Origin of the sequence: Rhodococcus sp. NPDC060090, from assembly GCF_042729855.1 — a bacterium.
In the GTDB taxonomy this organism is placed as follows: domain Bacteria; phylum Actinomycetota; class Actinomycetes; order Mycobacteriales; family Mycobacteriaceae; genus Rhodococcus.
This window is the reverse complement of sequence record NZ_JBHWXB010000017.1, coordinates 11,364-19,483: the sequence shown is the minus strand read 5'-3', so window position 1 is coordinate 19,483 and position 8,120 is coordinate 11,364. Positions and strand designations below refer to the sequence as shown.

At 67.2% G+C, this 8,120-nt stretch carries 8 protein-coding genes and 1 pseudogene; 6 read left to right on the top strand and 3 right to left on the bottom strand.

Annotation, left to right across the window (positions count from 1 at the left end; translation table 11 throughout):
• Nucleotides 1-35 precede the first annotated feature (35 nt).
• Complete coding sequence (locus tag ACFWCF_RS21455) at nucleotides 36-761, bottom strand: TetR/AcrR family transcriptional regulator (RefSeq protein WP_378565720.1); 726 nt, start codon at nucleotides 759-761, stop codon at nucleotides 36-38.
• A gap of 561 nt (nucleotides 762-1,322) precedes the next feature.
• Between ACFWCF_RS21455 and ACFWCF_RS21450 the strand changes: the two genes are divergently transcribed.
• The 5 genes from ACFWCF_RS21450 to ACFWCF_RS21430 all read left to right on the top strand — a co-directional run bounded on the left by ACFWCF_RS21450 (nucleotide 1,323) and on the right by ACFWCF_RS21430 (nucleotide 5,209).
• Nucleotides 1,323-1,829 carry a hypothetical protein gene (locus ACFWCF_RS21450; protein WP_378565717.1) on the top strand — a complete coding sequence of 169 codons (507 nt, stop codon included), beginning with the start codon at nucleotides 1,323-1,325 and terminating at the stop codon, nucleotides 1,827-1,829.
• Nucleotides 1,830-2,213: 384 nt separating this feature from the next.
• Nucleotides 2,214-2,591 (top strand): VOC family protein, encoded by a 378-nt coding sequence (locus ACFWCF_RS21445; protein ID WP_378565898.1) that lies wholly within the window; start codon nucleotides 2,214-2,216, stop codon nucleotides 2,589-2,591.
• A 91-nt stretch (nucleotides 2,592-2,682) separates the two neighbouring features.
• Nucleotides 2,683-3,861 (top strand): cytochrome P450, encoded by a 1,179-nt coding sequence (locus ACFWCF_RS21440; RefSeq protein WP_378565714.1) that lies wholly within the window; start codon nucleotides 2,683-2,685, stop codon nucleotides 3,859-3,861.
• Nucleotides 3,858-4,055 carry a ferredoxin gene (locus ACFWCF_RS21435; RefSeq protein ID WP_378491263.1) on the top strand — a complete coding sequence of 66 codons (198 nt, stop codon included), beginning with the start codon at nucleotides 3,858-3,860 and terminating at the stop codon, nucleotides 4,053-4,055. Before ACFWCF_RS21440 ends, ACFWCF_RS21435 begins: the two co-directional genes overlap by 4 nt.
• Complete coding sequence (locus tag ACFWCF_RS21430; RefSeq protein WP_378565711.1) at nucleotides 4,052-5,209, top strand: NAD(P)/FAD-dependent oxidoreductase; 1,158 nt, start codon at nucleotides 4,052-4,054, stop codon at nucleotides 5,207-5,209. Before ACFWCF_RS21435 ends, ACFWCF_RS21430 begins: the two co-directional genes overlap by 4 nt.
• Before the next feature lie 49 nt (nucleotides 5,210-5,258).
• Here ACFWCF_RS21430 and ACFWCF_RS21425 read toward each other — a convergent pair.
• Nucleotides 5,259-6,308: pseudogene (locus ACFWCF_RS21425) on the bottom strand (RNA-guided endonuclease InsQ/TnpB family protein).
• Nucleotides 6,309-6,409: 101 nt separating this feature from the next.
• On the opposite strand from ACFWCF_RS21425, the gene ACFWCF_RS21420 reads away from it, so the two are divergent.
• Nucleotides 6,410-7,396 (top strand): LysR family transcriptional regulator, encoded by a 987-nt coding sequence (locus ACFWCF_RS21420; protein WP_378565708.1) that lies wholly within the window; start codon nucleotides 6,410-6,412, stop codon nucleotides 7,394-7,396.
• Here the strand turns inward: ACFWCF_RS21420 and ACFWCF_RS21415 are convergent.
• Nucleotides 7,370-7,963 (bottom strand): TetR/AcrR family transcriptional regulator, encoded by a 594-nt coding sequence (locus ACFWCF_RS21415; RefSeq protein ID WP_378491260.1) that lies wholly within the window; start codon nucleotides 7,961-7,963, stop codon nucleotides 7,370-7,372. The genes ACFWCF_RS21420 and ACFWCF_RS21415 overlap by 27 nt on opposite strands.
• Between the last annotated feature and the right edge of the window lie 157 nt (nucleotides 7,964-8,120).

The following is an 8,120-nucleotide window of genomic DNA, read 5'->3' as shown; positions in this document are numbered from 1 at the left end:
CGCCGGGGCAGGGCCTCGCCGCTCTCTCCGGCCGATTATCCCCGGCCGATGAGGGAGCCCACCGCATCGAGGACTCGGTCCAGTCCGAACGTCCACGCGGCCTGCGGGCTGTAGGAGGTGTTCAGCGCCGCTCCGGCAGCGGCGCCCACTCGTCGAGCGAGCGGGAAGTCGTCGCCGACGTATCCGGCGAGGCGCCGGTGCCAGGCGGACCACACCTCGGCCATGTCGGCGGCCCGGGGGTCGGGGCGGCGTGCTTGCGCCGCCGCACGGGTGAAGTCCGCGACGAAGGTCAGCGCGGCGTCGCGGTCGAGGTCCGTGAGCCCGGTGTGATCGAAAGCGTGCAGGTCGTGGTCATAGGCGGCGATGGTGCCCGGCCCCAGGGAGGCACGCTGGTCGGTGACATCGAGCAGCCACCAGTGCGCGGTGTACAGCGCGAGGTCCGCTTCGGCGACCTGCCGGACCCGGGCACGCCAGTCTTCGCTCGGATAGGGAGCGCGGGGTCGGCCGGCGCGCGCGGCGTCGATCATGAGCACCAGCAGGTCGTCGCGGGAGCCGACGTGGGTGTAGAGGGCCATCCCGGAGATGCCGAGGTCCGCGGCGAGTCGGCGCACGGTCACGGCGTCGAGTCCTTCGGCGTCGGCGAGGGTGATGGCGATCGAAACTGCTTGTGCGGTAGTGACTTTCGACTTCGGTCCGCGGGTGCCTCCGCGGGGTGCGTCGGGATGCTCGCGCCACAGTAGGTCGATCAGGTCGCGCGCCATGGGTCTCTCCTGCGGTCGGGGGTACCGGTAGTAATGGCGACAAAATCGGCGGATTACCAGGTCGGAGCTTCTGCAATCATCGTCGACAGCATTCCACACCTGGCTGCTGGACCTGCATATTCGACCGTGCTTCCCCATTGCTACCGGCACCCTTCGTAGGAGGGTTCGTCTCGCGGGCGGTCTGACGGAGCTGCGCTTCGATGCTCGCCCGGATCTGCGGAGGCAACCGCTTGTTCTGCGTCACGTGAGCGTCATGGCGCACGAGCGCCGCGGGCTGCGTCCCGTCGGCCCCAGCCCGCGGTGCGAGCATCGACCGCGACCGGTACGACGATGTGATCGTTCGTTCCACTCGTTGGACCGTTGAGTGTCTTCTGAGTGTCTTCCGCGAAAGGTCGCGGACCGAACGGTCCCTACCTACGCCGCCACGACGTCCAGGTCGTGTGGGCGCTGACCGGTGATCGCGAGCGAGCCTCGGTCATCCCGAACGCCCATGGGATCCCCACGTCAGGTTGACCACTTGACTTGACCTACTTGACCTACTTGACCGAGGACGATCAAGGCATGAGCACGCCACTGAAGAAGGTCGTCGACGATCAGCTGGACGCCAGCGGGATGGCGGCGGAGCAGCTCAGCATAGACGACGCACAGTATGTAGCCGAGGCTGTCAAAAATGTGCTGTCGAACCTCAAAGCGCGCCGGACGTGGGAAAAACACCTCGGCCCGATCCTGACCCATAAACAGACCCTCGACCTGACCGGCTGGTCCAAGCAGGCTCTCAGCCAGGCGGTCAAAGACAACCGAGTACTGCGCTTGACGGCCAACGACGGCAGTGTCGGGTACTGGTCGGGAGGATTCACCGACACAGCCCCGTACCGTCCGATCCTGGGGATCAAGAACGTTCTTGCCGCGTGGGCCCATTCTGGCGTCGAATCCTGGACCACTGCCTCATGGATGTCGAGCGCACAGCCGGAGCTCGACGGCCGGACACCTCGGCAAGCCCTCCTCGACGGCGACACTGCCGATGTCGAGAAGCTGGCCGGTCAGGCTTCGGGACGGCTCGCTTCGTGAGTGCTCCCCGCGCTCGGCAACATCTGAAACCACCGCCGTCCCCGGATGAACTCCGGGGACGGTTCCCTGAGGTCACCCTGGCCGCCCACACGACGCTCTACCGTAATCATGCGGCCGGACTGGGGGCGTGGTGGTTCAGCAGTAATGGTGCCGGACGATTCGACCTCGCAGGATCCGAAGGGACCTGCTACGCCGCCGAGAGCGAACTCGTCACTGTGCTCGAGGCCTGGAGCGGGATCGACGTCATCCCACGTCCGGACACCGCGAAGCGGGACATCGATATCTCTGGAAGCCTCTGGCCACATGTGAGGCGGCGGTCGCGAAAACTCTATACACTGAATACGTTATACGTCGCATAAGGTTTACCGCCCCTGGAGGTTCACCATCAAGATCACCGGCACCGCCCTGTCGCTCAACGTTCCCGACGTCGCCGCCTCCGCGGACTTCGCGAAGACCCACTTCGGATTCACCGAGGCCATGTCCGACGACGGCTTCGTCTCCCTCGCGCACCCCAGCGCGGGACTGAACATCGTCTTCCTGCGCACCGGGCTCCCCACCTTCACGCCCGCCGCCATCGCCGGACCCGCCGGGCAGGGCCTCCTGATCGCCTTCGTCGTCGACGACCTCGATGCCGAATACGCCCGCATCGCCGCAGCGGGCGCGAGGGTGATCACCGAACCGGAAACCGAACCGTGGGGGGAGCGCTTCTGTCAGTTCGCCGACCCCAACGGCATCGTGTGGCAGCTCGTGCAATGGGTCTGACCCGCACCCTTTCATGACATGAAGCCAACGCATGTTGCTCTATGCAAATTATGCGTTGGCTTTATGTAATGGGAGTCACTTCAATGGGGGCATGCCCAGCAGCCCTCCCGCGACGTCGGACATCGACCTCTTCGTCGACGACGTCCTCACCGACCCCTACCCGACATTCGCAGCACTGCGCGACCTCGGTCCGGTCGTGTATCTGCCCACCAACAACATCTACGCCCTGACCCGCTACGACGTCATTCGCGGCGCCCTCGCCGACACCGACACCTTCTCCTCCCGCACCATCGGCTTCAACCCGATGGTCAACGACGCACTGCAGGGCACCTCCCTCGCCTCGGACCCGCCCGTGCACACCGAGCTGCGCGCCACCCTCACCGAGAATCTGTCCCCCCGCGCCTTGCGCGGCCTGAAGGGCACCATCGAGGCGAAGGCCGACGCCCTGGTCGCCGAACTCGTCGCCGCGGGTTCGTTCGAAGCCATCGACAGCCTCGCCCGCGCCTTCCCGCTCGAGATCGTCGCCGACCTGATCGGATTCACCGGCGACGTCCGCGAGAACATGCTCCGCTGGGGACAGGCCGCCATGGAGGTCATCGGCCCCCTCAACCAGCGCACCGCCGAGAACTTTCCCATCGCGGGCGAACTGTACGAATGGTGCTCGAAGGTGCAGGCCGAGGATCTGACCCCCGGGTCGGTCGGGCGCGGCATCTTCGACGCCGAAGCCCGCGGCGCCATCCCCGCGGACACCGCAGGCCACATCATCCACCAGTACCTCGGCGCCGGGGTGGACACCACCATCGCCTCGATCGGCAACATCGTCGCCTTGTTTGCGGCGTTCCCCGACCAGTTCGATCTCGTCCGCGCCGATCCCACCCTGGTGCCGGCCGCATTCAACGAGGTGCTGCGCTATTGGGCGCCGCTGCACGCGTGGGGCCGCGGCGTCACCCGCGAGGTGAACATCGACGGCACCGTGATCCCCGCCGGTGCGCAGGCGGCGATTCTGTTCGGCGCAGGCAACCGCGACCCGCGGCACTACGACGACCCGGACACCTTCCGCATCGCCCGCAACCCGGTCGATCATCTGTCCTTCGGATACGGCCCGCACGGGTGCGCCGGGCAGGGTCTCGCCCGCCTCGAGGCCCACGCCGTCATCACCGCCCTGGCCACCCATACGCGACGTCTGGTGGCCGCTGACCCGATCCGCGTGCCCAGCAACACCACCCGTTCCATCGACGAACTCGAGATCCTGGAGGCCTTGCCGTCATGAAGATCACCCTCGACCGCCCCCGCTGCGAAGGCCACGGACTGTGCGAAGAAGCCGCACCCGAGCTGATGCACCTCGATGACGACGGCGACCTCGTCCTCGACGTCGACGAGCTTCCCACCGACGACCCCCGCGCGACAGCAGCCGGGGCCGCCGTACGCGTGTGCCCGGTCGCGGCCCTGACGCTCTCGTCATGAGCAGCGAGCCGCGCGAGATGAACCGCATCGTGGTCGTCGGCAACGGCATCGCCGGACAGACCGCCTGCGACAGTCTGCGCACCGCCGGATTCGACGGAGACCTGACCATCGTCGGCGACGAACCACATTCCGCGTACTCTCGGCCCGCGCTGTCGAAGGCGCTCCTCGTCGACGGCGGCTCGCACGAGCTCGCGCCGCCCACCCACCGCGCCACCGAACTACTCGGGGTACGCGCCGTCGGCCTCGAGGTCGCCACCCGGCGGGTCCGGCTCGACGACGGCACCGAACTGGGTTACGACGGGCTCGTCATCGCCTCCGGGGCACGGCCACGGCAACTCGGTGCCGGGGCGCTGACCTTGCGCACCGTCGATGATGCGCTGCTGCTCCGAGAGCGGCTCGCGTCGAGTCCGTCGGTGGCGGTCGTCGGCGCCGGCCCACTGGGCATGGAGGTCGCCTCGGCAGCGGTGCAGGCCGGCTGCCCGGTCACCGTCGTCGCCGACACCACACCGATGCGCCCCCAGTTCGGGCCGTACCTGTCGGAGGTGTTCACCGCTGCGGCCCTCGCCGCGGGCACCGAGATCGTCTACGGCACCGCCACCGGGATCGACGCCACCGGCGTCACCCTCGACGACGGGACCCGTCTCGATGCCGACCTGGTCGTCGCCGCGATCGGCGATGTGCCCAACATCGAATGGCTCACCGACTCCGGTCTGCTCACCGGTGGCCGCCTGGTCGTGGATTCGCGGGGCCGGATCGCGCCGGGCATCGTCGCGGCCGGGGACGTCGCTGCACTCCCGGTCCGTGGGAGTGTCCGCCGGATCCCGTTGTGGAGCAGCGCCATCGAGCAGGCCAAGATCGCCGCGGTCGCGTTGCTGCGCGGCGATGCCGCACCCGCGTTCGACGCCGATCCGTACTTCTGGACCGAGCAGTTCGGGCTCACACTCAAGGCGGTTGGGCACCTGCCCGTCGCCGGCACCCCCGACTTCCTGGTCGGGAGCGAAGCACACGGGCCGGCGTTGATGCACTGGCGCCACCTCGACGATCCCGACGGACCCGGGGTCGCGGTCGCCGTCAACCACCGCATTCCCATCCCGAAACTGCGGCGTGCCGCCGCGACCGGACAGCAGGCCGTCACCGCGACCACTGCCGCGTAGAGTCCGTGTGGTTAACGCCTCTCCCGCCTGAAGGCAGGAAATTCCCGACTCAGACCGCACCCGAACCACCCCCCGAAGGAGGCGGACCCCAGTGGCCTACGTCGTCGACACCGGTGTGGCCACGCTCCGCCACAGCCAGAATCACTCTGGCAGCGTTCCGATCCCGACACCCCGAAAGCCCACAGGTATCGCACCGGAAAACTCGTTCCCCGAGTCCGAGGGGTTGCTTGGCTCTCGCGAAACACCCCGAACACGTCATCGTCGTATACGCGGGCCGCACCAACACCACCTTCCGGCCGGCCCGCCTGCCACGTTCGACAAGTTCCCGCTTCATGGTCGCGATCGCCGCATCCGCAGCCTTGCGCGCCATCGTCGTTTTCGCCAGGAACTTGGGCTTGAAGTCCTCCACCGCCAACTACTGATGCTCATCGACAACCCGCTTGGCCCAGGCCCGGCCGTCGTGCCGGTTCTGCCGGGCCGCTTTCGTGTGCACCTTCGCGGCGTGTCTGCGGGCCCGCTGGTAGCCCTTCGACGGCGCCTGCCCCTTCCCACGACGGCGTCGGGCCATCCGTTTCTGGGATTTCGCCAACTCCGCCGCGCAGCGTTTCCGATATTCGGCATGCGGCAGATCGAACTGCTCATCGGTAGCCGTCACGGTCCGGGTCACACCCCAGTCGATCCCCACACGACCGTCGTCGTCGAGCACCGGAATCGACACACCTTTGGGCAACACCAGCTGCTCGTCGCGGATCCGGAAACCTCGGCGGGTGTACTCGAGCGACGGCAACGCCTTTTTCCGCGCCTTGAAGCGGGGACGACCACGGCCTTTGACGGTGAACGAGGCATCGAGGGCCTGCGCGTAGGTGCGGAGCATCTGCTGCTGCGCGACTTGGGAGCCGCCTTGCAGCCACGACGACCGTTTCCGAGCCTCGGTCAACAGTCTTCCGAGTTTCACGAAATTCGGTTTGCCGCCGGTCTTCTGTTGGTGGACGGCTTCGTTCCACAGGAATCGGCAGCGGTGCCATTCCTGCATCAAGGCGCGTTCGGCGAGGGTGCCCGGCCGCAGCCGGTAGTTGTAGCGCACCACCTCGGTCCCCATGCCCGGTACCGTAACCGGACCCACCGACAAGGTTTCTCGACCCGATTCGGTTGCTCCACGCAGCCCACCTTGTGGAAGGAGGACGGCGCTTCCTTTCCCTCGTGAACGGGGGGATCCGCGCCGAACATCAGGTGAACCCGCCCCCGGGCCATAGGGCCGACCCCGACCTGGCGCGACTCGCCTCGATCAACCTCAACCTGCTGGTGCCGCTGCTGGCGTTGCTCGAGGAGGGGTCGGTCACCCGCGCGGCGGCCCGGGTGGGCATGACCCAACCCGCCATGAGTCACGCGTTGAGCCGGATGCGGCGCCTGCTCGGTGATGAGCTGGTGACCCGGCGGGGGAGCGGGCTGGTGCTCACCCCGCGCGCCCTGGAATTGATCGCCCCGTTGCGGGAGGTGCTGCGGCACACCGCGCGGGTGGTGAATTTCCCCGGGTTCGATCCCGCGCGCGACGGCCGGACCATCACGGTGGCGATGACCAGCAGCACCGCGTTCGTGCTCGGCCCCGCCTTGGCGCGGCTGATCGCCGAGCGCGCCCCGAATGCGACGTTGCGGATCCGCAACTTCGTCGAGCCGCAGGCCGGCGACTTCACCGACGACGGCGTGGACGTCGTCCTGTTGTCCGAGGCCTTCACCTCGCCGTATCCGCGTGAGCGGCTCCACGAGAACCGGTGGGTGGTGATCGCCCATCCCGACACCGATCCCGAGGCCTCCGCGCTGGATCTGCTGACCGCGGTGCCGCATGTCGCGTACGACTCGCGGCACCGGGTGCCCCCGTACGCGGCGTTGGACGCCCACGGTGTGCAGTACCGCATCGGACGGTTGATCTCCGATTTTCTGCTGGTGCCGCATCTGGTGGCGACCGCCGGGGGTGTCGCGGTGCACACCTTCCGTGTCGCTGCCGCGATGGGCGACCGGGCGAACCTGCGGGTCGAGGAGTTCCCCCTGCCGGTGTCGCCGTTGGGTGTGGACATGGTGTGGAATCCGCACCTCTCAGATGTCGAGTTCATCGACTGGTTGCGTGCGATCCTCCTCGACGCGACCGCATTCGGGCCGGGCAGCTCACCGTCGGACGTCAGCGGCGAGTAGATAGCACCACGAGTCGGTCAGTTCGTCGAGGCAGATCTCGCGGGGTGTGTTCCAGCCGACCTCGAAGTAGCGGCGGGACAGATGCTCGAGCTGGCCGAACGCCAGCACGCAGCGGATCCGGCGACGATCCGTTGTGAAGCGGTTCGCGCGGTTCAGGCCTTCGGTCATCTCGGCGACCGCGCTCTCGAACCACTGTTCGGTCCGCGCGACGACGTCCGGTTCATGGGCAGCCTGATACGACGCGGTGAGATAGGGCTTGATCTCGTCCCACTGGGTGAATTTGCGATCCAGATAGGTGCGGATCTCCGCGCGTGAACCGGACGCGACGACCTCGGTCAACGGGGGGTCGTCGGGAGAGGTCAGGATCGCGTCGGCCTTCGTCAGCAGTGCACTCATCACCTCGGCTTTGGAGGAGAAGTGCAGGTAGAAAGTGGTGCGTGTGGAGCCGGCGGTGGTGGCGATGTCATCGATCGTGGTTGCCGCGTATCCCTTGGTGCCGAACAGGTCGAGCGCCGTGGTCAGGAAGAGCTCGTAGGTCATCTGCTTCTGGGCGGCACGGAGCGACATGGGTCCTGATCCTAGCGGCCTCGCGGTACGCGCACCCGCCGAAAGAGTCCATTGAGGCCAGTAACTTCTCCTGATGCAAACTCACTTGACGTGATGTAATCCGAATGGCTACTGTGACAGCTACCACGCCGAGCCGATATGCCGTCGATCGAAAGGA

Coding starts and splice junctions, on each gene's coding strand:
- ACFWCF_RS21450 (WP_378565717.1), top strand. CDS start 1,323: ATGAGCACGCCACTGAAGAAGGTCGTCGACGATCAGCTGGACGCCAGC.
- ACFWCF_RS21430 (WP_378565711.1), top strand. CDS start 4,052: ATGAGCAGCGAGCCGCGCGAGATGAACCGCATCGTGGTCGTCGGCAAC.
- ACFWCF_RS21455 (WP_378565720.1), bottom strand. CDS start 761: ATGGCGCGCGACCTGATCGACCTACTGTGGCGCGAGCATCCCGACGCA.
- ACFWCF_RS21435 (WP_378491263.1), top strand. CDS start 3,858: ATGAAGATCACCCTCGACCGCCCCCGCTGCGAAGGCCACGGACTGTGC.
- ACFWCF_RS21440 (WP_378565714.1), top strand. CDS start 2,683: ATGCCCAGCAGCCCTCCCGCGACGTCGGACATCGACCTCTTCGTCGAC.
- ACFWCF_RS21415 (WP_378491260.1), bottom strand. CDS start 7,963: ATGTCGCTCCGTGCCGCCCAGAAGCAGATGACCTACGAGCTCTTCCTG.